The organism is Cyclobacterium sp. 10D3-21 (genome assembly GCF_055809755.1).
The window spans coordinates 6,558,796-6,584,737 of the sequence record NZ_CM147924.1; the positions used below are offsets into that span (position 1 = coordinate 6,558,796).

General features: G+C 38.6%; 22 protein-coding genes. 1 reads left to right on the forward strand and 21 read right to left on the reverse strand.

What is annotated here, in order from left to right; translation table 11 throughout:
* Positions 1-132: 132 nt before the first annotated feature.
* The 5 genes from AC0L7T_RS25575 to rhaM form a co-directional block, all read right to left on the reverse strand.
* Positions 133-318 (reverse strand): hypothetical protein, encoded by a 186-nt coding sequence (locus tag AC0L7T_RS25575; protein ID WP_473339420.1) that lies wholly within the window; start codon positions 316-318, stop codon positions 133-135.
* Positions 315-1,703, reverse strand: coding sequence for a purine-cytosine permease family protein (locus tag AC0L7T_RS25580; protein WP_473339422.1), 1,389 nt, complete (start codon positions 1,701-1,703; stop codon positions 315-317). The genes AC0L7T_RS25575 and AC0L7T_RS25580 overlap by 4 nt, the downstream gene beginning before the upstream one ends.
* A gap of 136 nt (positions 1,704-1,839) precedes the next feature.
* Positions 1,840-2,889, reverse strand: a complete 1,050-nt coding sequence (locus AC0L7T_RS25585) for a GntR family transcriptional regulator (protein ID WP_473339424.1) — start codon at positions 2,887-2,889, stop codon at positions 1,840-1,842.
* 113 nt (positions 2,890-3,002) lie between these two features.
* On the reverse strand, positions 3,003-5,825 hold the full coding sequence (locus AC0L7T_RS25590) for a glycosyl hydrolase (RefSeq protein WP_473339426.1): 2,823 nt from the start codon (positions 5,823-5,825) through the stop codon (positions 3,003-3,005).
* 21 nt (positions 5,826-5,846) lie between these two features.
* Positions 5,847-6,158 carry an L-rhamnose mutarotase gene (gene rhaM, locus AC0L7T_RS25595; protein ID WP_473339428.1) on the reverse strand — a complete coding sequence of 104 codons (312 nt, stop codon included), beginning with the start codon at positions 6,156-6,158 and terminating at the stop codon, positions 5,847-5,849.
* Positions 6,159-6,465: 307 nt separating this feature from the next.
* On the opposite strand from rhaM, the gene AC0L7T_RS25600 reads away from it, so the two are divergent.
* Positions 6,466-6,966, forward strand: coding sequence for an FKBP-type peptidyl-prolyl cis-trans isomerase (locus AC0L7T_RS25600; RefSeq protein ID WP_473339431.1), 501 nt, complete (start codon positions 6,466-6,468; stop codon positions 6,964-6,966).
* An 11-nt stretch (positions 6,967-6,977) separates the two neighbouring features.
* Here AC0L7T_RS25600 and AC0L7T_RS25605 read toward each other — a convergent pair whose 3' ends face one another.
* The 16 genes from AC0L7T_RS25605 to AC0L7T_RS25680 all read right to left on the reverse strand — a co-directional run bounded on the left by AC0L7T_RS25605 (position 6,978) and on the right by AC0L7T_RS25680 (position 25,942).
* Complete coding sequence (locus tag AC0L7T_RS25605) at positions 6,978-7,946, reverse strand: ABC transporter ATP-binding protein (RefSeq protein ID WP_473339432.1); 969 nt, start codon at positions 7,944-7,946, stop codon at positions 6,978-6,980.
* Entirely contained in the window at positions 7,943-8,293 is a 351-nt protein-coding gene (locus tag AC0L7T_RS25610; RefSeq protein WP_473339433.1) for an MmcQ/YjbR family DNA-binding protein, read from the reverse strand. Before AC0L7T_RS25610 ends, AC0L7T_RS25605 begins: the two co-directional genes overlap by 4 nt.
* On the reverse strand, positions 8,293-8,481 hold the full coding sequence (locus AC0L7T_RS25615; RefSeq protein ID WP_473339435.1) for a DUF6728 family protein: 189 nt from the start codon (positions 8,479-8,481) through the stop codon (positions 8,293-8,295). Before AC0L7T_RS25615 ends, AC0L7T_RS25610 begins: the two co-directional genes overlap by 1 nt.
* A gap of 33 nt (positions 8,482-8,514) precedes the next feature.
* Entirely contained in the window at positions 8,515-10,503 is a 1,989-nt protein-coding gene (gene ispG, locus AC0L7T_RS25620; protein ID WP_473339437.1) for a (E)-4-hydroxy-3-methylbut-2-enyl-diphosphate synthase, read from the reverse strand.
* Positions 10,504-10,505: 2 nt separating this feature from the next.
* Complete coding sequence (locus AC0L7T_RS25625; RefSeq protein ID WP_473339439.1) at positions 10,506-11,210, reverse strand: SDR family oxidoreductase; 705 nt, start codon at positions 11,208-11,210, stop codon at positions 10,506-10,508.
* 77 nt (positions 11,211-11,287) lie between these two features.
* Complete coding sequence (locus AC0L7T_RS25630; RefSeq protein ID WP_473339441.1) at positions 11,288-14,764, reverse strand: hypothetical protein; 3,477 nt, start codon at positions 14,762-14,764, stop codon at positions 11,288-11,290.
* Positions 14,765-14,820: 56 nt separating this feature from the next.
* Entirely contained in the window at positions 14,821-18,531 is a 3,711-nt protein-coding gene (locus AC0L7T_RS25635) for an ATP-binding protein (RefSeq protein ID WP_473339443.1), read from the reverse strand.
* A gap of 227 nt (positions 18,532-18,758) precedes the next feature.
* On the reverse strand, positions 18,759-19,007 hold the full coding sequence (locus AC0L7T_RS25640; RefSeq protein WP_473339445.1) for a hypothetical protein: 249 nt from the start codon (positions 19,005-19,007) through the stop codon (positions 18,759-18,761).
* 65 nt (positions 19,008-19,072) lie between these two features.
* Positions 19,073-19,627, reverse strand: coding sequence for a DUF420 domain-containing protein (locus tag AC0L7T_RS25645; protein ID WP_473339446.1), 555 nt, complete (start codon positions 19,625-19,627; stop codon positions 19,073-19,075).
* The gene (locus AC0L7T_RS25650; RefSeq protein ID WP_473339448.1) at positions 19,614-20,282 is read right to left on the reverse strand and encodes an SCO family protein; all 669 of its coding nucleotides are present in this window, start codon (positions 20,280-20,282) and stop codon (positions 19,614-19,616) included. Before AC0L7T_RS25650 ends, AC0L7T_RS25645 begins: the two co-directional genes overlap by 14 nt.
* Before the next feature lie 73 nt (positions 20,283-20,355).
* The gene (locus AC0L7T_RS25655) at positions 20,356-20,682 is read right to left on the reverse strand and encodes a cytochrome C oxidase subunit IV family protein (RefSeq protein ID WP_473339449.1); all 327 of its coding nucleotides are present in this window, start codon (positions 20,680-20,682) and stop codon (positions 20,356-20,358) included.
* Between the two features lie 20 nt (positions 20,683-20,702).
* The gene (locus AC0L7T_RS25660) at positions 20,703-21,473 is read right to left on the reverse strand and encodes a cytochrome c oxidase subunit 3 (RefSeq protein ID WP_473339452.1); all 771 of its coding nucleotides are present in this window, start codon (positions 21,471-21,473) and stop codon (positions 20,703-20,705) included.
* Between the two features lie 22 nt (positions 21,474-21,495).
* Positions 21,496-22,077, reverse strand: a complete 582-nt coding sequence (locus AC0L7T_RS25665) for a cytochrome c oxidase subunit 3 (RefSeq protein ID WP_473339453.1) — start codon at positions 22,075-22,077, stop codon at positions 21,496-21,498.
* Between the two features lies 1 nt (position 22,078).
* Entirely contained in the window at positions 22,079-22,981 is a 903-nt protein-coding gene (gene cyoE / locus AC0L7T_RS25670; RefSeq protein WP_473339454.1) for a heme o synthase, read from the reverse strand.
* Positions 22,978-24,069, reverse strand: coding sequence for a COX15/CtaA family protein (locus AC0L7T_RS25675; RefSeq protein WP_473339456.1), 1,092 nt, complete (start codon positions 24,067-24,069; stop codon positions 22,978-22,980). Before AC0L7T_RS25675 ends, cyoE begins: the two co-directional genes overlap by 4 nt.
* Positions 24,050-25,942, reverse strand: a complete 1,893-nt coding sequence (locus AC0L7T_RS25680) for a cytochrome c oxidase subunit I (protein ID WP_473339457.1) — start codon at positions 25,940-25,942, stop codon at positions 24,050-24,052. The genes AC0L7T_RS25675 and AC0L7T_RS25680 overlap by 20 nt, the downstream gene beginning before the upstream one ends.

The following is a 25,942-nucleotide window of genomic DNA, read 5'->3' on the forward strand; positions in this document are numbered from 1 at the left end:
ACTAATTTAATTAATACTTCCCAAAAACAAAACTTTAATTTTGCAAAAAACAAAATTAACACCACCAAATTTTACAGAAACTCATTTTACCCAATGCAATATTTTGATTAAAAAATTACCAAGGATAATTTTTTAATCTTCTGATGCTGCTTCTTTTTTTATCATCCAGGAAGGGGCTGCGGCAAACCACAAAATTGTACCTAGAAACATTAGTTGTTTACAGGTAGATGCCTCCATATGTTCACCAAACACTAAAATGGCCGGTACAATACATAAACCCAGGCCTATAAATGATATAATTTTCAATAATAGTTTCATTTCTTTTGAATCAATTTACTTGCCAAAACATATACTACAACAGCTATAAACCAGCCTGGAAGCCCAAGGAAGAAGATTTCAACGCCAAAAAGTTTGTTAATTAACACACACAAACTCAAGGTAATTACCCAAGTAATGGCTACGGCCCAATTTAGCTGAATGCCTTTTACTTCGGCATAATTGGATTTAAGGCCTAACTTATCCAGCAAGTAAACATCAATAAAAATCACCGCTCCAACAGGCATTAAAATCAAACCATACAAGGCTACAAACTCCAGTAAACGCATGACCAAAGCTGGAAAACAAGCCGCAATTGTAGTGAACAAACCTACAAAGAGGGTTACTTTCCATGTTTTCCATTTCGGATTGATCGATTGTATCGCTAGTCCTGCTCTATATAGTGTTGGATTGGCGGTGGTCCAGCCAGCGATCACCACACAGATTGCCCCTGCAGCACCTACCGCACTATAGGCAATTGGCCCCGGAGCAAAAGTGAGACTTCCTTTGGACTCTATTAGAAATAAGGAATACAAAATACCAGAGGCAATCCAGGCAATAAAATGTCCCAAAAACACACCTGTTGCGGACGAGAACCCTTGCTCCCACCTTTTGGCATACCTCAACAAAGACAAATCAGCCATTCCTATATGCATGGCCATATTACAAAACCATGCAAAGAACATAATGTGCCAAAAACCAAATTTACTCTGCCCATCCAAAGGAACTCCTGTCCAGATAGTACTTTCCGCGACTGACCAAAACGATCCGACTTCTGTGACTCCCAATCTTGGAAGGACGGCCAATGCGGCAGCTATAAATATCATGATCATCCAGGGAGAAGCTACCATAGCAAACTTGGAAACCTGATCAAACCCAAGCATGGCGATCAATGTGGTAATGGCTCCTACCGCAAAGACTGTTATCACCCAGCCCATACTATTGGGGTAAACATCTGTCAACTGTGGCATGGCCATATCAAACGGTATTCCTACGGCAGTAGCCGCTACAGCGATCATTGAACCTGCAAGGAAACAAAACAGACCTGCATTAACGAGGTTATAAATCAGAGTAAAATTTTTACCAGCAATTTTTTCCAATAAATAATAAAGGGTCACTCTTGTTTTGACAGCGATTTTTGCCGTCAGAAAAGCCCAACTCAATACTGCCAAAATATTACCTATCAATAGTCCGGTAACTAAATCAATTGCGCTGGCTCCATGTGCAACAAACAATGGCCCTATTACAAATTCAGTACCTGCAGTATGTTCACCGGCGTAGGTTCCTAAAAAACTTGCCCAACCTTTCAGTTTGTTATTGGGTATGGGTTGTTGTTCATATTCATTGACCGCATTGAGACGGTCTACCAAACTTTTGCTTTTTTCCATAGAAATAAGTAATCAAAATAACCACCCCTGAATTTCAGTTCTCTGAGGTTGAAATAATACTAGATGATAGTTTATATTGAGGTATAAAGGATTCGGAAGGAATTAGGATTTCACAATCAGTGTCCATTAAAACTCATTAAATGGATCCCCTATTGATGAATTTGAAAATATTTTTAACCGACTCTTTTTTGTTCTTTTTGATCATATAGGCTGCTGTTTCTCCCATTAATTCGAAGTCAGTAGAGATTACAGTAATGCCCAAAAGTTCTTTTAAAGGGGTGTCATTGTAGGATATAATTCCAATCTCCTTCCCAGGTTCGAAATGCTGTTCCCTAACCTGTTTCACCAAATTAACCAAGTCATTTTCTTCAATCACGATAAATGCATCCTTAGGACGTAACTCCATTTCAGGATAAACTTTGTCCAAAATTTCATGATCAAAATCAAAATCATTGCAGAATTGCTCAAAACCTCTCAAAATTTCTTTTGGATAGGGATACAGGATATCGGTAGGATAAACGAGCATTAACTTATCGTATTGCTGAAGCTGAAAGATACCCTCAATCAATGCGTTATAAATGTCATTTTTAAAGTCTTGATAAATTGAAGCTACCCTTTCCCCTAATTCCGGGATCTGATTGTCCATTATTATTAATTTATCAGAGGGTATTTCTTTCACACAATCCATTACTTCCGCATCGAAATTGTAATGACCGTTATTGTCATCTTTAAAATGCGGCATCAGGACATAGTAGTCGTATGCGCCTACATTCTCGGTGAGAATGTTCTTAAGCAATTTTGGATCGCAATGGTAAATATTAAGATCTACATGGGCATCAGTGCCCATACTATCTATAAAAGAATTGTAGGTTTTTAGCTTATAGTTGCTCAGCTTGTTCAGAAGATACAGCACCCGCACCTTTGATGTCGAAATGTTTTTGGCTACATAATATCCTTTTCCTTTTACAGAGAGAATAATTTTTTTGGCCTTCAATTGGTTATAGGCTTTCTCTACAGTATCTCTTGACAAATAGTGTTCTTCGCTAATTTCATTTATTGAGGGTATTTTATCACCTACCAAAAGAGAGCTACTTTCGATATCTTCAATGATAGAATTTACTATTTGCTGGTATTTAGGAATCCTGGAATTTTCATCCAGACGAATCAGAGGCTTCACTTCAATCATGGGTCAGGTTATTTTGGCTTTTCTTAAAAATCCGCAAAGGAGGTGGTCAATAAATTTAATAAATAAAGTTAAATACTCTCATTTTCAGGTAATAATTTAATTAAAACATGCTATTAATCATGTATTTCAATTTTGACTGGCCCTTTTAAACCAGAGGGCATAACTTCCCAATTTGACGCGTCAAAGGGCTTATAATCAATATTTACAAAATTGATTTCATGATAATTTCTCCATAGGATTTCATTTTTATCCATGTACCTGATACGATTGGCCATAAGATTTGCCACTTCCACCCTTATGGAATTCTCGCCTTTTTTCACAAAATCACTTATATCCAATCGGAAGGGAATACTAAAAGCATAACCTACCTCCTTGTCATTTATCCATACTCTGGCACTTTCCAGCACCTTACCAAGATTCAATACATACTTCGCCTTTTCATTAAAACTATCGAGTTCAAATGAACTTTCATACATGGCTTGTCCAGAGAAATCTTCAACGTCTTCTCCTTTCAGGGAAGTCCAAGGCAATAGGTTTTCCAATACTTGAGCTGGAGGAAGTGCTGGTCCTCCTTTTGTAAAGGTTAATTCCCAAGTGCTGTTTACGTCAATAATCTTGGGATCTGGTATTTCATACTTCCAGGGTTTTAAACCGTTGGGCAAATCATTTAAAATATGGACAATGACTGATTGTCCCGGTAATAGCGTAATGGCTACATCTGTACTCCCCGAATTAGGGTTTGCTTTTGCCAGGCCAATGGTTCCTTGCTCAGGGTCCATCAATACTGCGGCTTTACCTACTGTTTCGAAAGAAACCATTTCACTAATTTTCTTAGCTGTATGATTGACCAGGTAGTAATACTTCTCCTCGTCCACCCTTCTTCTGATAAACTTTAATCCCAAATCAGTTAATTTCTCCCTTTCTACTCCTAAAGCCCCTAAGGCCAATGGCAATTCATTGGACAGCAATATTCTTCCTTTCCCAATATCAGCACCGCTTCCTTGAGCGTTTGGTTTTAATTGTAAACTCTGCCACAAACTATCCAAAGTAACCTTCCTGCCTTCATAGTCATTAAATCCAGGCACATCGGCAGGTTTATCCTGAAAAACAACCTGAGCGCCATCCTTAGCTAATGCTATCAATTGCTTAAGGGTGGCCACAGGCATATACTCTGTCTTGGGAATTATTATGGCGGCAGATCTGAATTTACCGTCTGCTCCAGTAAGTGTATGTTCGTTTACCTGCAAAGTATTCAACAAGGCATCAGAGACAAAATCCACACCATAGCCTAGCTCCATTAGCGTTTTTGAAGCCTTGTAAAAAGGAGTTGGCTGTAGCCATTCATCAATTCCATGTACGGTAAGGGTCTTCCCTAAACCTTCGGGATCGGCCCACACATCATAGACTGGCCAATATACCAGCAGCTCATTGTCTGGCATTCCTGATTGCAATATAGACTGTACCCTTTGAACGTAACCGTTGAATCCTTTAAGATGAGGCCATAAGCTATTGTGCGTATTTAAATTGAGGGAGGCATAAAATAGCCATCCAGGAAAATCTACCTCCTGCGGGGAGTAAGTAATCCCATGATAAAACATGTGGTTAATCCCTGCAAGAAAGGCTTGCTCTAACTCAGGTTTGGCTTGTGAAAAAGAGGATTTAAAATGCTCGCCTAGCCAAGTGAAAGTCTTTGTAGAAACCAGTTTTTTTCCTGTCAAATGTGCTGCCGAAGAAGCGAATTTAAGCATGATCGGGTCAGGATCTACATTTCGTATATCAGAACTATCCCTGCGGATTCCCGGAATAGGGAAGTAACTAGAGCCAAAAGTTTCCCCTTCAGGTATAGTTACTTCAGCATAAAGATCCAATAGGTTGCCAGGAGAACCATGCGCCTGATTCTTAGTGCGTTTTTGATGTCCTTCTGCCCATACAGACCATTGTTGAGTAAAATTTTCAAGCAGCATGTCGCTTATGGTCTCTCTGTAATCAGATTTCAATCGGCGTCCCTCTTCACTTGTATTTTCAGCGGTAAGTTGATCCAGATGATTCCTAATATCATAACCTCTTTTGGATTGAAAATAATTAAAAAAATCTCCTGTAAAATCGGCGCCATACACTTCAAAGCTATCGTTATAAAACGCCCTGATCCCAGGGAAATCATCTTTAAAAGCACTATCAAAATGGTCGAGATATTGTTTAACCGCCATTTCTGAAAAGTGATCCAGGGTAAAGCCTTGTCCACCGGGTGCCGCTCTTTTTACTTTTTGTCCAGTTTGTATTTCGAAAACAGCAATTAACTCCCAATCCCCTTCACCAACCCAACTCAAGCCACCCTCATTATCTACCATATCCGTAAGATTTTGAGGTTGTTTATCGTCCTGATAGGCCATTAATGTATGTAGGTAATGGGCTTTCCCTGAGGCATTCTTCTCTTCAATCACTATAGGGCGGTCAAGTCCTTTTTCCTGGGAATAACGATAATGCTGTAGGCTCATTTTTTTTGCTGCCATCTCAGGAGTGACCATTTCCCCTCCAAAAGGCCAGCCTGTACCTTGCGTCAAATCTATTTGCATGTCTAAACTATCCGCAATGCTTACACTGTGTTGAAGCATAGAAATCCATTGTGGAGAAAGGTAATCCAAAAAGGTATTTTCAAACCCTTTTGCCCCATAAATAGGTGCTATTTCCAGTCCACCGATTCCAGCGGCATTGTATTCATGCATTAAATAGCTAAGGTTTCCTTTATCAACAGCACTTCCCATCCACCACCATCTTGCCCAGGGTTTGGATTCAGAAGTTGGCTCTGGCCATTGGCCAATTTTCTGCTTGATATCTGCTGAGGATTTATTATTGCAGCCAGCCAGAATAGCCAATAGCAAAAATGCCATGGGTACCAATAGGCTGCTTAAGATTCTTCCATTCCCGACTAGCTTCATACTGTTTTTTTAAGGCGGATTTTATAAACTAAAAACCTTCTCCAGACGAGTAACCTTTGGAGATTGATCCGGATTTGTTTCCATTATATCTTCCATATGGGCCCACCATTTTTTCATGATCGAAAGTTCGGCAAGTCCTTTGGTTTGGTTGGATTCTTCGAGGTTTTGAAAAGCGAAAAGTACTCCACTTGACCTATCCAGAAAAATATGGTATTCTTTAACCCCTGCTTTTTTTAGTAATTCAGCCAGTTCTGGCCAGATTTCGGTATGCCTTTTTTCGTACACTTCTTCATTCCCAGGCAATAATTTCATTGTAAATGCTACGGAGATCATGGGTGATTTTTTATAAAATATTTATTTCAACTATCAGGCAATGTATTTTATTTTTAGTGATTTGATTACTAAAAATACAAAAAAGCATGGCTATTTTCGTCTCAATATTGCGGCGCTTTAAAATAGCACCAAGCCCTTAATTCTCTAGAACTACACTGCTTTTTAGGACATTACATCGTAAAAAGCAGATTTGAATCTCAAAGTAAGCAAAACATTTGAATTAACTTCCCTGTACTATCAGGGTGGTGGCTGGATATTTTTTAATTCCAATCAATAAAGATTAACTTTGTACGCTTAAATGAAAAGTATGAAAATCGAAGAAAATGCCATTGTAGGGTTGACCTACGAATTAAAGGTTACCAATGAAGAGGCCGACTCATTGCCTTTTAGTGTTGAAGTCAGAGACCAAGATGACCCTTTCTATTTCCTATATGGTGATAGTGGACTGCCTAAAACTTTTGAAGAAAAACTAGAAAATAAAGTGAAAGGTGATAATTTTAATTTTACACTAACCGTAGAAGAGGCCTATGGCAAGCCGGACGATGATCTCATCGTATCTGTTCCAAAGGCACAGTTTAACAAGGAACAAGGTTTTGAGGAAGGGATGCTTCAAGAAGGGAATTTCCTTCCATTGATCGATGAGGATGGCTATCCAATGCAAGCAAAAGTGGTAAAGGATCTTGGAGAGGAAGTGCTATTGGATTTCAACCACCCCCTTACGGGCATGAACCTACATTTTGATGGTGAGGTATTTGCTATAAGAGAAGCTACTGAACAAGAAAAAGAAGAAGGTTTCAAAGTAACTTAATCTTTACAACGTTAGATGTCTTTTAGGATCAAAATTTTATCCTCTTCCCAACTCATATAAATGGTATCTCCTTCGGAGATATCTCTTTGGGTCCGGGTAATTTGCCAGGGAAGGGACTTGCCAGGAACTTTTACTGTAAGCAGATCATAGTCAGGGAAATACCGTTTCAACAAAACCTTTCCTTTTAATTTCCCTTTTTCTGTTGAATTTTCTATGGATGAAGGCCGTAAGTACTGGTTAGCTTTCCCTGGTACACTATTAAGGGGCCCAAAAAATCCTGCTACATAAGCAGTTTCAGGATTATTGTAGATGTCCTTTACCTTTCCCTGACGCAATAGCTTTCCATCAGAAAGCACACAAATATTTTCAGTAAGCAAAAGTGCATCTTGTATGTCATGGGTAACCATGATCACCGTAATCTCCAAAGATTTAAAAATGAGGTTCAATTCATCCAGAAGACCTCTTTTTTGCAAACTATCCAAAGAGCTAAAAGGCTCGTCTAAAAGTAAAACCTCCGGCTCAAGGCTGAGCGCCCTTGCGATGGCTACTTTTTGCTGCTGACCGCCTGATAACTGCCGAGGAAAATTGTCTCTTTTTTCCTCCAAACCAAATACCCACAATAAGGTTTCAAGCCTCTCAGCGGCATAGTTCTTGTCATATTGAAGCAAGGGCCTGCTGATATTTTCAGCTACAGTAGACAGTGGAAACAATCCATTGTCCTGTTTCACAAGCTGAAGTTCATCATAGCCTGCTACCAGCTTTTGCTCTGGGTTAAGGATTTTCTCTCCTTCTAAATAGACGACACCTTCATCCTGAACTTCCATGCCAGCGATAAGTTTTAATAAAGTGCTTTTACCACTTCCACTGGCACCTATGATAGACCAGCGTTCACCTTTAGAAATATTCAGCGTCAGTGCGTCAAGGGCTTTCAGTTCACCATTATAAGTTTTGGTTAACCCTTCAATTTTAAGGTAACTCATCCGTTGATTTCTTCTTTCAATATTTTAGGAAGGCTTGAAAAAACCAAAGCATAGGAATGGTCTACCAGTTCCAAAAGAAGATCGGGCCTTATGCTTCCATTACACGAAACGGTGTTCCAGTGTTTTTTATTCATATGATAGCCTGGTTTGATGCCATCATGTCTTTCTCTTAATAAAACAGCTCTTTCAGGGTCACACTTCAAATTGACACTTTCAAAATTGTCAATATCCAATAAAGCGAAAAGTTTGTTTCCTACTCTAAAGCAAAGTGTATCGGGGCCAAATGGAGTATCCTCGGTTACTCCTGGCTTGTCCAAACAATACTCCCTAAAAGTTTCAATATTCATTAGGCCAACCTTTTGATGATCCAATAGATCAAGGCGGCAAGGAAAACCAATATCGAGATCTTATTGATGCCATGCATCATCCTAAGATTAAAATTGGTTTTTTGATTAGGGTCAGGTTTTTTAAATACCCTTATGAAGTATTCCCCAACTTCTCCCAATTGAAAAAACTCTTTTAATTTACTAGCCATATTAATTTAATTCAGGTTTTCTTGATGAGACTTTTAATGCTCTGCGGATTCTTGTTCGATCCACTGTCCATCTTCTTTGATAATGTCTATTAGTTCGTCAACAGCATTTTCTGAAGGAACAGCTCTTTTCATCACTTCTTTTCCTTTGTAAAGGGTGATTTTTCCTTTTCCTGATCCTACATACCCATAATCTGCATCTGCCATTTCACCTGGACCATTTACTATACAGCCCATAATTCCTATTTTCACTCCTTTCAGATGATCTGTTCTTTTCCTAATTAAGGCAGTAGTTTCCTGAAGGTCAAACAGCGTTCTACCACAAGAGGGGCAAGAAATGTATTCGGTTTTTGACATCCTGGTCCTTGCTGCTTGTAGCACACCAAAGCTTACAGAATTATGCAATTTAACCTGCTCCAACATTGATTCCTTATCTCCTAGTTTAAGTTGATCTAATCCTATAAGAATACCATCACCGAGGCCATCAATCAACAAACCTCCTACATCAGTACCTGAGAACAACATTGTTTTTTCAGCATCTCCATCCTTATAACTTACCTTAGGAACTACAGGCAAATTGATTTTTGCATCGATAAGTGCAACTATAGCCCTTCTTATTGCTTGCATTTGATGTCCACTATTTGAAAACAAAAGAATGACCATCGGTAGTTCATTGTTCAAATAAGGAATTGTCTCGGCTATGGTCTCTGATGAAACAAGTATAAAATTCAGTTCCTCATGTAAGGGCACATTTTTTCTCAAATGTGCCAAACTTAAAGCCGGAAGCTTGTTTTTTTTGTCTTCTTGTTGGTCCCAGGTTTCATAGGTTAAAATTTCCTTTAGACCATTTGGAAGCATAAATGGAACAGGATTACTTCCCGAGTATACATAATCACATCCCTGGTCATTCATTTTCCACTTGTCCAATTCAGGAAGGTAAAAATGTCCGGTACATTTCAGGTCTTTTGGTTGAGAAAGATCAATGGTGGACACATCTGTAATGACCCTAGGCACATTGCTTCCTCCAAAGTTTGCTACTTCCACCGCTACCCTTTTATTGTAACCGAAGGGATCAATTGGGTAATTAATGATGGGCTTAATACCGGATTCTAAAGGCCTTGTTGCGTACCTGTTGATAAGTGTTTTTACCACAGGAGATTCAAACTCAGGATCCTCTGTAAGAGAAACTCTAACAGTATCTCCCAGACCATCTTCCAGTAAAGCACCAATTCCAACAGCAGACTTGACCCTTCCGTCCTCACCATCCCCTGCCTCTGTCACTCCCAAATGGAGGGGATAAGGTTTAAAACCTCCCTCTTCTAGTTTATTTACCAAAAGTCGATAGGCCTGGACCATTACCTGAGTATTGGATGATTTCATAGAAATCACAATATCATGGTAGTTTTCGTCTTCACAAATCCTCAAAAACTCTAGTGCGGATTCGACCATTCCCAAGGGAGTATCACCGTACCTACTCATAATCCTGTCAGACAATGAACCATGGTTGGTTCCAATCCTCATGGCTGTTCCATGTGCTTTACAGATGTTTACCAGAGGAAGAAAACGTTCTCTAATTCTTTCTAGTTCAGCCTGATAGGATGAGTCTGTATATTCTAAAACTTCAAATTTCTTTTTATCAGCATAATTCCCCGGATTTACCCGGACTTTTTCTACAATTTTAGCAGCCACTTCAGCTGCATTAGGAGTAAAATGAATGTCGGCTACCAACGGAGTAGTGTATCCCCGCATTTTCAGCCCTTCCTTAATGTGTCTTAGATTTTCTGCTTCTTTGATACTGGGGGCTGTAATCCTCACCAATTCACATCCGCTATCAATCATACGAATGCATTGTTCTATAGAACCCAGGGTGTCCATGGTATCCACGGTAGTCATGGATTGAACGACAATTGGGTTGTCGCCACCAATAATTAAGTCTCCAATCCTTACAGGTATAGTTTTCCTTCTGGAGTAATTCGTAAGACTATTGCAGTACTGCTGATTCTCTGTGACTGTTTTCAATTCCATAATTATATATCACCTAATTGAGGTCGGATTACTATCTCTTCAACAACAGAACGAGGTGAAAGGTTATAAGCAGACCAAACAGATGCCGCCACATCTGCGACATCAATGAACCTATTCTCCGGTAAATCAATACCCTCCCAGCTCGCCGTATAGGTAGCACCAGGCAACACAGACGTCACCTTCACCCCATGGGGTATCATCTCTTGTCTAAGACATTTGGTGAAACCCAGCATGGCCCATTTTGAGACAGCGTAACTTCCACCATTGGCATACGCAGTAAGCCCTGCTATACTTCCAATAGTAAAAATATGTCCGTTTTTTCTATTCATGAAATCCTCAGTAAAGGCTTTTGTCAAATAATAAGCACTGAAAAGATTTGTATGCATGGTTTTTTCAAAATTCTCTTCTAACTCTGAATGCAGACTGCCTGGAATAAAAATACCAGTATTATTTACTAAAACATCAGGCACAGCAATTTTTTTTACAAAAGATGCAAAAGATTTTGTCTCTTCCTTTATAGATAAATCTGCTTTCTTGATGTATACTTTTACCGCAGAGAATTTCTTCTCTATCTCATTTTTCAACGCCTCTAACTCTCCTTGATTCCTGCTACAGGTAAATATATCAAAACCTTTGGCGGCAAATTCAAGAATAATGGCTTTACCAATACCCTTAGTACCTCCGGTAACCAAAATACTTTTCGACATTAGTTTGTGCTTTAATAATTAGTACAACAACAAAAATAACTGTTACAAATCTACAATTTTTCAATGGCTATGCCTAATCAAAACAGGGCTGAAACCTGCATACGTCCAGTATGGACCAATTGGTCCAGACCTTCTGAGTTTCTACCCTCATAAACCAGGTTTAACTGTAATCCTTCTCCTATTTTTTGCAACCAACTCAAGCTCCAGCTGGTATTGTTTCCGGGAGTTAGGGCCTGAAGCATCTCATATCCGGTGGGTGAATTCACTGTTCCATTGTAATCTATAAAAGTATACTTCACCTGGGCATTCACCGTCGTTTTTATGGCTTTTGCTAACCTAAAACTTATTGCACCTTCGTGTAACTGGGCCTTCTCATCAATTTCAATATTGGTCAAATTTTCTTTTTTTGTCAACCTGTATTGAAGGATCGTTCTGAATACGGGGCTAGGCTGAAGACTTATTTCCGGTCCCAATGTATACTGTTCAATATTAAAATTCCTGTTGTCCAAGAAGTCTGATGAGGCTTTTCTTTTGCCCCTATTTGCATAGAACAGCAAATTCCATTTGGTCTCAATATTGTAACGGGCATTGTACCGCCAATCGTCCTGAGACAACTCCTCAAAACCTCCTGTTAGCAATTGCTTTTGATGGCTATTAAAAAAAGACAAATCCATGCCGAACTTAGGTGAGGCCCTATTAAAAAAGAAAGAAGAACGGAATGACTGCCGCAAAGAAAGCAAGGAGGTATCTGGTATACCTGCCTGAAAGGGACTTATCCGTTGCAAGAAATCACGGGAGGTAATTTTCTTTTCTACATTTAAGTTCGTGTTGTTAGAAAATCTTACCAACAACTTTTTCAGGCCTGTAGTAGTTTTCCATTTGGAAGGGAACTTTGCACTTAGGCGATAATTAAACAGGGTAGTGTAAGCCTGAAGGTACTCGTCCGTTGGAACAAATACTTTTATGAAATTCTTCTCTTCTGGGTTTATCGCCAGGTAAAATTCATTCAATTGTTGTATGCCATCTTCATTGTCATCTCTCCAGGTATGGGTTCCTTCACCAGTTGGAACAGGTAAAAAGACGAATTCTCTTCTTAGTTCTCTCCCATTCCCCAACGCATAGGTAAATTCATTGGTTAAATTGTTCTCAAATAGAGCACTCCGATAGTCCAATTTCCCCATGACAGTTGTCTCTTCCGGAAGGTCTTTGCTCAAAAATGTAAGCTTTCTGTAAGTGAACGAACCATTTAAAGTATGTGCACCAAAAGTTCCTTTGACTCCATAAGTGTTCATAAAAGCTTTGGTGTCTGGTTTCAGTTGGTCGTCTAGTACTGCTTTGTCCTCTCGCAAACTGACGGTCGCAAAAAATGAATACTTTAAAGTATCATTGGTAGTTAATGAGAATTGATGCTCTTCGAAATTCATCGCTGTCGAGACTACCTGATTACTCTGAGGGTCAACAACCTTGTTTTTATCCACCGTAAACCTATATCCAGGCACTACCACTGCTGTTGGGTATTTGATCTCCCCTTGGTATCTCAGCCAATGTGATTGTAAGGGCAACACTTCACTGTTTAGCTGGAAAAAATCATTGGTGAGCAAAAGCCTATCCCAAAGTTTCTGGTTTAATTTTATTCTTTGTTGAATTCCAGACAGCACGCCTGTCCTATTTCTCAGGTCCAGGTTATAAGAAAGCTGATTCTCATTGTCTTTCACCAATTCAAGGTTAATATTATACAATTTTTCAGCTGCCTTGTCTTCCTCCTTTCTGTCAGTCAAGCCCCAGTCTCTGTCAAATTCCACAAACCTTAAGCGGTCCACAAAAGAGAAACTTGCAGCATTGTATTCAACGGTCGTTTGTCCATTAAAGAGGTAATCTTTAAATTTTTTAAAAGTTCTTCCTTCCGACCTTAAGCCAGCCTTAAATGCGAAACCCTTGTTATCGGCATCGTCTAAGTCTGAAAATAGATTTTGGTCCTGATCCGAAATAGCCAGTTCAGCGAAGGTGGTTTCATACTTCCCCAATCTGATTTCTGTTCCAGTAGTAATCATCTGTTTTTTGTTGGGGGAAGGCAGTGGTGACCTTATCGTGTAATTCCCCTGCGCGACTCCATTTAGGGGAGGTGTATATTCATAAACCACCCCATTTGCCAACTGTTGTTTTCTTTTATAATTGCCCAAACCCTGGGTAGTTTCTGTAAAACTAATTGCATAATAAGCCACTGAGGGATCCGTACTGTATTCATAGTAGGTTTGGGTTTCTCCATTTTCCGTGAATTCAGTGACCTTCCTATACAATATCCTATTTGAATCATAGGCTATACTGTCTATTCTAGGAATGGCTGCTGAAAAAATATCATCTCCCACACTGCTGAGAAGGGTTTTATCTCCATCACTAAGCTCAGTAAATAAAGGACGGTTCCGGTCGTCTTTCTCCCTGTAATAATTAAGGTAGAAGGTGACATTTTTGCTTTTTTGAATATGATTGGCGGTGACTATAGATCTGGAGAAATTTCGTTCTGCATATTCAAAATCCACCCTCACCCTGGAATACTGGGTGATCAACACTGTAGGGGTAAAAGTGATCTCCCCCTGGTTATAATCTATGGTGTAATCATTGTTAAAGCCTCGCTTTAATTGTTTGCCATCCAGAAAAACTTTTTCTGAATTGGCCAAAACGATTACAAATCGTTCATTTCCTGGCCCTCTTATTCGATAAGGCCCCAAAACACCCTCATTTACCTCTAAATTCATAGAGGCAAACTTACCTTTGGCGATGGCTGCACCTACTCTGGTTGAGGCTTCCCATTTTTCATTGATTGCATAGTCTGAAGTAAATTGAAGCCCCTGCACATTTTTATAGTACCTTAAAAATTCAGATTTACGCTGCTGAAGCACGACATCCCCACCTGCCAAATTAATTTTATCATTGTATAGCTCAATTAATATATTGTCAAAATCCTGAACTTGCTGCGTATTCCCCTCTGGCTGGAAGGGCACATTCTGGTCAGTGATACTTGCTCTAATGTTAAGGTTTTCTGTCAATTCCCCTTCCATCTGTAGGTTAAGAGCCGAGTTTACAAAAACATTTTGGGTATTTCCAAACGATATTCCCCTGGTCAGGTTTCCTGATTGATTGAGTTTACTGGAAGTAAACACTTCTTCTCTAAAATCATAAATGGCCTTTTTTTCTGGAGGACTGTCTTTGAAAAAGGCCATAGAATCATAATCTTCTTTAAGTGTTCTGTTTTGGAATACATGACTCAAAGAAAAAGGCAAGGTTCGAAAGCAAATCAAAAGGGAATCCTGGGGACTGTTCTCCTCATCAAGTATCGTTAGTCCACCTGTGCTAATGTCATATTCATAGGAGAATTTATTTCCAAGGGCATCTTGTACCTGAATACTTGATTCCAACAATGACATTGAATCCAAAAAATAAATGGCTTTTTCCGTACTGACAGCTCTCCATAGACACTTTTGCTCCTGTGCCATCGTGGGATTGGTCAATGCTAAAAGCACTGATGAAAAAGCAAAAAAATACTTCACCAACTGCATATCTCAATCTCTTACAAGGAGCTAAAGTAAACAATTCCTATCAATTAATCAGGGAATCATGGGATTAGAGGAAATAGCAGGAAAAAGGTCGTACCTGAGCCAGGGGAGGTCTCAAACCATATCTTACCCCCAGCAGTTTCAACACCTCTTTTGGCAATGGCCAAACCTAACCCTGACCCATCCGTTTTGGTGCTAAAATTCGGCATGAAAACCTTGTCTTTTAAATCTTCAGAAATCCCTTTACCATTGTCCCTGATGACCAATTTTATATGCGCCTCTCCTTCAAATACCAACTGAACAAGGATCTTGGATTTATTGCCTTCTACAGCAGCTTGTATTCCATTGATAACGAGATTGGATATTACCCTACTGTACAATTTTGGGTCTCCCATTATTTTAGTCGACGTGCCTTCATTGGTAAGGTCTTCCAACTCGATTTCGGCATCTTCCCTGTTATAATATATGGATATGGTTTCAAACACCACATTTCTTAATTCTAGTTCCTGGTTTTTAGGAAGAGGCATTTTAGCGAATGTAGAAAAAGAACTGGCTATATCACTTAATGTATCTACCTGATGAATAATTGAATTAATTGGGTTTACCAATGCCTGACCATTGTCAAGTTTGTTTGCTGCCTGCAGTCGCAATAAGTGCTGAAGGGTAAGCTTCATTGGCGTTAAAGGATTTTTTATTTCATGCGCCACCTGTTTGGCCATTTCTCTCCATGCAGATTCTTTTTCATTTGAGGCCAAGACCTTCTTACTAGATTCCAGCTTATATAGCATGTTGTTGTACTCATTGACCAACAAGCCTATTTCATCCTTTGCCGGCCACACCATGTATTCATTGTTTTCCAGATCAGTATCCTTAAGTTTTTGAGTCAGAAGCTTAAAAGGATGGGTAAGGTTTTTAGATACGAAATAGGAAATAATTAAAAACAGTAGGAAAATGATCACGAAAATGATCAGAATATTGCTGAATACCTCCGTGATCATCAGGTTCAATTCCTCCTCAGATTCAAAGAAAGGAATCGCTATAATGGCTTGAAGTCTTTGGTTTTCTCCGTTCTTAAGTGCCAAATAAACCGTTTTGTACTGCAGTCCACCCACTTGCTCGGTTTGCAGCAATCGGTTCTCCAATGATTCAATAATTGCAGCATAAGCTTTGGGGTGCAAATAATGCGTTAAAATTTTCTTGTCAAATATGGTGGGTTGATTGGTAGCCATAAGGATCCCATCAGGAAGATAGAGGTTAATGTCTGCATCTGTAGCACTTGCCAGTGCGTAAAGTTCACTATTAATGTCATCCCTGTTCAAAGTATTGAATTGCTCCCCCCCAAGGTCACGTCCCAAATTATCTCTTATTATCCCTGCTTTTTGAAAATACTGACGATGCAAATCTTCAGTATAGGAATGGCTCAAAAATCCCAATGCAATTACGCTAATGACCAACATCGGGAAGAAAAAAGCAAAATTCAGGTACAATTGTAATTTGGTAGCATAATTGAATCTTAGCTGGTTAATACCAATCAACAAAAGGAATACGCATACGGATAGAAGGGTGAAAATCAGGTAAGCCACAAAAAGAAAAGCTATATCTGCTAAAATGTAATTGTTGGGATATTGCTGGGAAGAAACAACAATCACCTTATCATTGTACTTCACTGCCAAGTGATGGTATCCATTGAACAAAACACCGGTGGTGTAGATCTCTTCATGTTCTAGCGTCTCTTCCATGTCTACTCCTTGGTAGCTAAAGATACCTGAGCTATAGCTCAACACATTTTCTTCAAAAATGGCAAAATCAAAGTCACGTTCTATATAGTTGGACACGTATTTATTGTCCATAAGCAATTTTGGAAAAGCCTTTCCTGACTCAATTCTTTGCTGGTTAAGCTCTATGACTATTGTGCCCAGAAAATCACTGTCCCGCTGGATTTTAATAAAAGCGACAAACCTATTTCCCGTATTGGTCTCAGTGGATTTGATAAAATAAAGATTGTGCACTTGAGTAGCATAATCACTGTTCATGTACCGCTTTTTATATTCAGCAAGTTCAACAGTATTACCCTGTTCCAAAACGGGCTGCCCTAACTGACCAAAGACACTTACTTCTTGCCGGTACTGGTCAAAATAACCTGCCAGGTAAATTTTCTTTATTTTTCTTTCAATAGGATCTTTGGAAAGCAATCGATCGGACAGTCTACTTTTTATGAAGGCATCGTCTCCAATTCTTGTCAAGATGTCCTCAAGTAAAAATTCCCCCATCACATCCCTATCAAGCATGACATTATTGGCAAACTTTACTTTTGACCTAACTTCATCATATCTAAGGTCCTGATAAGCGGCAGCACCAGTAATCACAGCCCCTATTAGACAGGCAAAGAAAAACATAAGAAAGGTATTGAAATCAAGCCTAAACAAGCTTTCATAAAGCTTAAAGCTTATTATGGCCACCAGGAGAATGATATGCGCGATGAAAGCTATGAATAAAACAAAGTTGTAAAAGAGTAGAAAAACTAAAAACGGCAATACGAAAATTAACAAAACCTTTAAAGGGTAAGTTTGATTTTTGGTGCTCCTAAATAGTACCATATTTAACCCAATAATAGTAAAAAGTAAGTAGGCTGCTCCCCCTAAAAAAACAACAAACAGGCTTACAATTTTCAGATAGTCAAAACTAGGAATGGCCCCTATATTTAAATTCCATTGCGCATTTTCAACAATATTCAAATACAGGTAAAAAACCAGAAACATTAAGATTGTGGACAAAGTATAGGCTCCGGTAAGATTTAGCCAGTAAGGATATTTTTTTCTGAAATTAATGAAAGAAATAGCTACCCGCCTTCTACTTAAAATCGCAATAACCATGATCAATACAACCAAATAGCAAATCACATTCAATAGTAGGTCCCCTAAACTAGGATTTAGCCGGGAGGAGGCATAAAGACTTGAGTCAAAGATTCCAGTATGAAAAAAATCATTGGGAAAACGAAACGCTAACATAATGACCCTCACGCAAAAAAGAATAAGAAAGGTATAAATGGTTGCCAGAACTTTTTGTCCTTTTGACCATAAAGTATACACAAAACCACCACCAATAAGCAACACAAGGCTTAGTAATGAAAAGAAAAATATTAACAAGGTGTGATTAATCGACTTCCCGGGAGCATCATAGCCGACTCTGAAGAACACTGAAAAAAGGTATTCCCCATCAAAATACAATTTTTGGTAGTTCTCTTTTGGCCTATCTGACAACAAAAACCTATCGTTGCCAAAAATTTCTGGATTGAATCCACTTTCAAGGTATTCATTGTCTATCTCCACCTTATCAAATAAAGGCTGGACTTGCAACACCCAATAATTTTTATTGTTGCGGGTAAGTTTCCTAAGTTTAGTAAAATAAATCCCTCTACTATTATCGAGGAGTTGGTACTTTTTTGAGGTAGAAAAGTTATTGAATTCAGGCACCATGTCTATGTTTGACCAATACGTCAACTCACCTTCCTGAGAGAACAAATAAAAGTGAAATTGGTGGTCAATATTAAGGCTTTTGAAAGTAACCAATTTGTCATTTTGGAGGCTACCCAAAATTTCATCATAGTCCTCATCAAAGCCTTGGATCACTGCTGCCAAACGCTTTTCAAGACGTACTTTATATTGGCCATAATCAGCTTGATGTTTTCCTTCCATGAAAAAATTCACGGACAGTACTATTCCCAAGAGAATAATGGACAAAACCAGTAGTAGCCTTCTTCTTCTTAACATTGCAATTGATCTTGCGTGAATAGTAGCACTTTGAAAGTTATAGCCATTTTATGCTGTAGACCAACCATTAATTGTTATAATCCCTCTAAATAAAGAACAGTAACAGGTTTTCTAAAATCTTATTGCATAACACAAGTATAAGATAATTTCAAAAAATGGCTTTGCAAAAATTGAATAGGTTTAGCATGGCAATTCTCAAAAACAAGTGAACGATTTAAAAGAAATGGCTACAATGAAAGTCTTTTTTTTCTTTTGGCGTTTTTATACCATACATAGCCTAAAACGCTTAACAATACATAGGGAGCAACAAAAAGATAAAGAATTCCGAGGTTTAATGTGGCCCCTACCGTAGTATCCCCATTACTGACATTGTTTTCAATCGTCGCCCTACACATGGCACATTGCGCCAAAGTAGTTTGTACAGAAAACCCTAACATAAGGAAAACACCCAAAAGAAATTTGAAAGATTTTTTCATTTTAAATGTAAACGGTTTGGTTCAACCTTTGTTTAAATATAGACAAATTTTAGGACATATGCTCCCTAATGCGTGTAATACGGACTTATCATCAAATACACAATTACCCCTGATACAGTAACATATAGCCATATTGGAAAGGCGTATCGGACTACTGAACGATGCTTCTCATACTTTCCGGTCATTCCATAATAATAAGCAAGCAGAATAGGAAACAAAGCCACAGCGGCCAAAATTATATGCGTTATAAGAAGGGAATAATAGACCCATCTTATCCAACCTTCACCACCAAAAGAAGTGCTTTCGGCTGTAGAATGATAAATAATATAGCTAATAAGGAATATTGCCCCTAGCCCAAAAGCAACGGACATGGACATTTTATGCCATCCAATTTTGCCATTTTTTATAAAAAAAAGACCTAAAAGAAGCATTAGGGATGCAAATGAATTTATTACTGCATTCAAATGCGGTAAAAAATAAACCCATTCTTTTTCAATATTAACCTTTGAAGGCATAAATAAAAGTACAGCAACAGCTACCGGTACCAATATTGAAATAACCGTTATCCATTTATAAATAGCTTTTTCGTTACTTTTCTTATTTAAACTATTCTTTTCCATGAAGCAGTATTTTTGTTTCTAAAATCAATTGATCCACCCCTTCCCTTTTGGTTCCACTGTAGTAACCTCTAATCCGTCCAAGTCCATCTACGAGGACAAATTTATCGCTATGCACAAAATCTTCAGGTACAGCTCCACCACTTATAGTAGGAAGGATAAACCCACACCTTGCCAAATCATAGGTTTCTTCCATTGGCCCATTTAGAAAAAACCATTTGTCTTTTCTTGCTGAATGTTCATTGGCATAGTCTAATAAAACTTCCTTGCTATCGTATTCAGGGTCAATGCTAATTGAGTATATCTGTACTTTGTCTTCATTTCGGAATACGTCCTGAACTCTTTCCATTTCAGTTGACATAACAGGACAGATACTAGGACAACTGGTAAAGAAAAAATCTACAATAGTGATCTTCCCTATCATTTCCTTCTTGCCTGCACTTCTTCCCAATTGATCGGTAAAAGTGAAATCGGGGATGTAATGTTGGGTGCTATCCTTAAAATCACATTGGCCAAAGGGATCATCAACACCATTTTGATATAAGATTGGAATATCATATTGATTGGTAGAGAACCCCCTTAAAAATAGGATTATTAAAACCGGTATCATCAATACACAGATCAACACCAGCACCTGAATAACTCGCAACATTTTCATACAGTACTACAACAAAAAAAATGGTTGAAGATTCCCCTTCAACCATTCAATTTTTAATATTTCTCAAATGGTATTACCATCGCACACCAAAAATCTCTACTCCTTCTTTCATCAAGGCTATAATCAGCCAAACCAAGAAAATAAGGGGGACGATAATCGCATAAAACAAAGGTTTAACTTCTTCACCCAAGTGCATAAACTCCAACATGATATACTTCGCTTTAACAATCGTCAGAACGATGAAGATGAAGTACAATAACAAACCTCGCTCCATGGTAAATGCCAATACAAATTCCACGGAAGTAATTACTAACAAAATCAAGGCAGTAAGCCAGATTTTTTTAATTTTGGCAGGATCTCTTGGAATTACTTCCATCCCATTTTTATTAACGTGTTCCATTATAATATAAGTTTATATTTTTAGATCAAATAGAAAAAGGTAAATACAAATACCCATACTAAATCTACAAAGTGCCAGTACAAGCCTATTTTCTCCACCATTTCGTAATGACCTCGGTTTTCGTATACACCAACAGCCGCTTGATAAAAAGCTAAAAACAGCAAGAAAACACCTATGGTAACATGAAAACCATGGAAACCAGTAATAAAGAAAAACAATTGCGCAAAAGGTGCAGGGCCATATTCATTGACAATCAAATTGGCGCCGTAGACAGTTTCCGTCACTACATTATTGAATGAGTTGACATAAGTCATAATAACTCCTTCGTCTGTACCGTGAATAAAGTGGGTCCATTCCCAGGCTTGACAACCAAGGAAGGTCATCCCTCCTAGAAGTGTCCAAAGCATCCATTTAACCACATCATTTTTGTCATTTCGATGTCCAGCCTCAACTGCAAGAACCATTGTCACGGAACTCATAATCAAGATAAAAGTCATCAACCCAACAAAGACAAGTGGGAAATGCCCACCATGAACAAAAGGTACAGCATCAAATATCATTTCCGGAATGGGCCAATGTTCATTCGAACTCACGAAATCAGCAACTTCTCCAGCGTAAGCAGGATAACTCACCCGAATGGCACCATAAGTAATAAGGAAGGCTGTAAAGGTAAAAATATCTGAGAGGAGAAAAAACCACATCATGAGCTTACCATAGCTCGCTTTTAGTGGTTCGTTACCTCCACCCCAAACGCCTCTTTTTGATTGAATTTCAATAGCAGTCGAAGACATAATTAGTAAATTAACTTATATTTTAATGATTTAGAAGCAAAAACATAAACAGGTAAAGCCATAGACCTCCCAAAAAATGCCAATAGGTCACACACATTTCAAGTTGTGCTAATTTTTGGGAGTGAATTTTATTCCTTAAAGCCGAAATTAATACAATTATTAGAAATATCACACCACTAATAAGATGTATTGCATGTAAGCCCGTAAAAACATACATGAAAGAACCGGATGGATTCCCCACAAAATACACATCTTCTGCCACAAGGGCTTCCCAACTGAACCATTGTCCAACCAGAAATGCGATTCCTAAAATAACGGTAATAAGCAGACCTATTTTAATATTATTAAAATTATCCTTTTTAGCAGCCGAATAGGCCCATTGTAAGCTCAGGCTTGATAAAATGATTATACCTGAAGTATACCAAAAGACATTGGGAAGGTCAAATTCAAGCCAATTGCCTTCGCCTTGTCTTACGATGTAAGCACTTGTCATCCCAGCAAAAACCATCACCACACTTACAATAAACAACCAAAGAGCAAATTTCTTTGGATGCATGGCTAGCGGCTGTTCTGCCCCTTCGATAAATGTTAAATTTTCTTCCATGTTACACTTTATCTAATAAGTAGGCAATTTGTGTGATAGGAAGGTACAGAAATGAACCAAACATGATTTTCAGGGCAGATTTCCTTGAACAATCTTTCATTAAAGAAAAGGTCTGTGCCAAAAACAATACGCCACAAATGGTAGCCACAATTCCGGAGTTTATACCTGTCAGCCCGAAATAGGTAGGCAGAAGTCCAAGAGGCAGCAAAAATAAAGTATAAATCATTATCTGAATTGCGGTGTTAAGGTCTTTTTGACCTCCAGAAGGAAGCAATTTAAAACCTGCCTTTTTATAATCTTCATCACTTACCCAGGCTATTGCCCAAAAATGGGGAAATTGCCAGATGAATTGAATCCCAAAAATAATCAAGGCTTCATAGGAAATACTTCCTGTTACAGCTGTCCAACCCAACAAAGGAGGCATTGCTCCGGGGATGGCTCCAACCAGTACAGCTATTGGTCCTACCCTTTTAAGTGGTGTGTACACAAATACATACAACACCATACTTAGGATACCTAAACCAGTGGTTAACATATTAGTGAAATAAGCCAGGAGAAAAATGCCCAAAACAGCAGTAATAACAGCGAACCAATAAGCCTCTCTTACGGATATAACGTCCATTGGAAGAGGACGTGTTTTAGTCCTTGTCATTAACTTATCAAAATCTCTCTCTTTTATTTCGTTGGCTGCTCCAGATGCTCCACTAATTAGGAAACCACCTATAACAAATCCAATAAAACCACTCCAAGAGAAAGTCTGACCATGGTGTCCCAAAATGAAACCAAAGACAGCCGAGAAGGTAACCAAGGCAGACAATCTGAATTTAATTAACTCCAAATAGGCTTTAAACCTCACGGTAACACTTTCCCACAATAATTTTTCTGATAAACCTAGAGTACTCATGATAAAGCAATATTTATAGGGGCTTTTTCGCTTTGCCCTAATTCAAGCCAAATAAAATATTGAAACCCAATAATCAACGAACCCAAGAATAAGTGCAAAGGTTGTATGAATGCGGGTATTCCAAAATAAGCCATAATTGCACCGGAAAGAATAACCGCCACAAACAATGACATCAGCAATACATAATGGTTGGTCATTTTCTTATTTTGATCCCTGTAAGGGAATAACTTATAACCAATAAATAAATGCAAGCCTAAAATAACCAATGAATAGGTCCTATGAACATAATAAGTCAGTCCTAATTCCCCTATCCATGATGACCTATTCAAATAAGCCGAATTACCAGCTATAATATCAATCTGTTCCCTTACCTGGGTACCAAGGATTATTTGTATAACCATTAACAATATACCCAAACCAAGAATCCAACGATACTTGGTAGAAATTTCAATTGGCAAATCCGATCGTTCTATTTTGCTGGCATATCTACCTGACAAATGATAAATGTACAGAAGAAGGCAAACCATAAAAAGAGCTACAATCATATGGACACTTATCATCCATTGAAGAAGGTTAGTAGAAACTACTATTGAGCCCAACCAGCCTTGAAACAACACTAGAATCAATGAAAGGAATGAAAGCCACATTATTTTTGGATCAACAGACTTCAACTTAAAGGAATAAATCAACGTCAATATTATAAGCAATCCAATAATAGCCCCTGCAAGTCTATTTAAATACTCAATCCAGGTTTTAGTAGCATTGAAAGGTTCTTGAACAAGAATACTTTCATCGTTCCTTATTTCCTCAGCCAAATGGTCAAATCCAAGAGTGGTTAAAAGAGAAGCGAAACGCTCATTTTTTTCAACTCTTTTGGTAACATATATCTCAGGATAGTTTGTTGGAAGTTGATCTTCTGATGTCGGAGGAACCCAACTACCAAAGCATTTTGGCCAGTCAGGACAACCCATACCAGCGCCCGTACTTCTAACTACACCCCCAATCAAAATAAGTAGGAAAACAGCCACCGTAGTGATGAAACAAACACTACGGAAGCTGTTAATATTATTAAGATTCTTTTGATTCATTAGCTACAAATACCTCTCCTTCTTCAGCCATTATTTCTTTTTCCAATTGGACAAGTTTTGCCTCATGAGGAAGATTAGATTCAGGAGTAGCAGAAAGTGGAACAGTTTGAGGAATAAAATCTTCTTTTGATCCAGGTTTACTATAATCATAAGGCCATCTGTAAACTGAAGGAATTTCTCCCACCCAGTTACCATGCCCAGGAATTATCGGTGTAGTCCACTCTAGGGTATTTGAATGCCATGGATTAGCACTGGCTTTTCTACCCTTATACATGCTATAGAAGAAGTTAAATACGAAGATGAACTGCGCAAAGAAAGTAATTATTGCTGCCACAGATACAAACATATTCAAATCAGTATACATGTCTGCAAAGGAAAAGCTGGTCCAGCTGTAATACCTTCTTGGGAATCCTGCAATCCCAATATAGTGCATGGGGAAGAATACTAGATATACCCCAACAAATGTGAGCCAGAAATGGACGTATCCCAATTTTTCATCCAGCATTCTGCCGAACATTTTTGGAAACCAATGATACACTCCTGCCAACATCCCGAAGAATGAAGCGGCACCCATCACTAAGTGAAAATGAGCCACTACAAAATAAGTATCGTGTAATTGAATATCAATAGCGGAATTACCAAGGAATATACCTGTTAAACCTCCTGATATAAAGAAAGAAACCAGACCAATGGAAAATAGCATGGCAGGCGTAAATCTCAAGTTACCTCTCCACAAAGTGGTTAAGTAGTTAAACACTTTTACAGCAGATGGAACGGCGATAATCAAAGTAAGGAACATGAATATTGAGCCCAGGAATGGATTCAAACCTGACACAAACATGTGATGCGCCCATACCACAAAAGACAAGATGGTAATACCTAACATAGATATGATCATGGCTTTGTAGCCAAAAATAGGTTTCCTTGAATTCGTCGCAATGACTTCAGAAGTAATCCCTAAAGCAGGCAATAGCACAATGTATACTTCAGGGTGCCCCAGGAACCAGAACAAATGCTGGTACAATACAGCACTACCTCCTGTATTCGGCAAGGCTTCACCACCAATATAGATATCAGCAAGGTAGAAACTAGTCCCAAAACTTCTGTCAAAGACTAACAATAAGGCCGCAGAAAACAATACAGGGAAAGAAAGTAATCCAATAACTGCCGTAAGGAAGAAAGCCCAGATAGTCAGTGGCAACCTGGAAAAAGACATCCCTTTTGTTCGAAGGTTGATTACGGTAGTGATATAGTTTATACCCCCCATCAATGAGGAAGCAATAAAGAAAACCATAGCAACTAACCATAGGGTCATTCCCATACCTGATCCAGGAATCGCTTGCTCAAGGGCTGACAATGGCGGATAAACTACCCAGCCACCCCCTGCAGGTCCTTTTTCAAGAAATAAGGAAATGAACATTATTACACCGGAAAGAAAGAAAAACCAGTAGGACAGCATGTTCATAAATCCTGAAGCCATGTCTCGGGCTCCAATTTGCAAAGGAATTAGAAAGTTGGAGAAAGTACCACTAAGACCTGCTGTCAATACAAAGAACACCATTATGGTTCCATGCATTGTGACCAAAGCCAGATAAAAGGTAGGATCTAATTTTCCGGTAGCATCAATCCATCCACCCAATATAGGTCTAAGGAAAGACAGGTCCATATCAGGAAAACCTAACTGTAACCTAAATAATACAGAAAGAAAACCACCGATAAATGCCCAGAATATACCAGACACAAGATATTGCTTCGCAATCATCTTATGGTCAGTGGAAAATATATACTTCGTTATGAAGTTATCGTGGTGCTCATGGTCATGATCATCATGTGTAGATGCTGCATCATGAGCTGAAACGTTTGCTACTGCCAT